General features: G+C 55.2%; 1 protein-coding gene. It reads left to right on the top strand.

Annotated elements, in window-relative coordinates:
- Positions 1–625 (top strand): terminase gpA endonuclease subunit (locus CRV02_RS14340; protein WP_164969020.1); only part of this gene is annotated, 625 nt, incomplete at both ends.

Below are 625 nucleotides of genomic sequence, written 5' to 3'. Positions count from 1 at the left end.
CCCGCATTGCGGGGAGGAGCAGTATCTTAAATTTGGCGACAAAGAGACGCCGTTTGGCCTCAAATGGACGCCGGATGACCCCTCCAGCGTGTTTTATCTCTGCGAGCATAATGCCTGCGTCATCCGCCAGCAGGAGCTGGACTTTACTGATGCCCGTTATATCTGCGCAAAGACCGGGATCTGGACCCGTGATGGCATTCTCTGGTTTTCGTCATCCGGTGAAGAGATTGAGCCACCTGACAGTGTGACCTTTCACATCTGGACAGCGTACAGCCCGTTCACCACCTGGGTGCAGATTGTAAAAGAGTGGATGAAAACGAACGGGGATACGGGAAAACGTAAAACCTTCGTAAACACCACGCTCGGTGAGACGTGGGAGGCGAAAATTGGCGAACGTCCGGATGCTGAAGTGATGGCAGAGCGGAAAGAGCATTATTCAGCGCCCGTTCCTGACCGTGTGGCTTACCTGACCGCCGGTATCGACTCCCAGCTGGACCGCTACGAAATGCGCGTATGGGGATGGGGGCCGGGTGAGGAAAGCTGGCTGATTGACCGGCAGATTATTATGGGCCGCCACGACGATGAACAGACGCTGCTGCGTGTGGATGAGGCCATCAATAAAACC

The sequence above is a fragment of the Arcobacter sp. CECT 8989 genome (assembly GCF_004116715.1).
GTDB lineage: Bacteria > Campylobacterota > Campylobacteria > Campylobacterales > Arcobacteraceae > Halarcobacter.
Note: the sequence above shows the minus strand (reverse complement) of the source record. Positions and strands in the feature narration are given on the sequence as shown.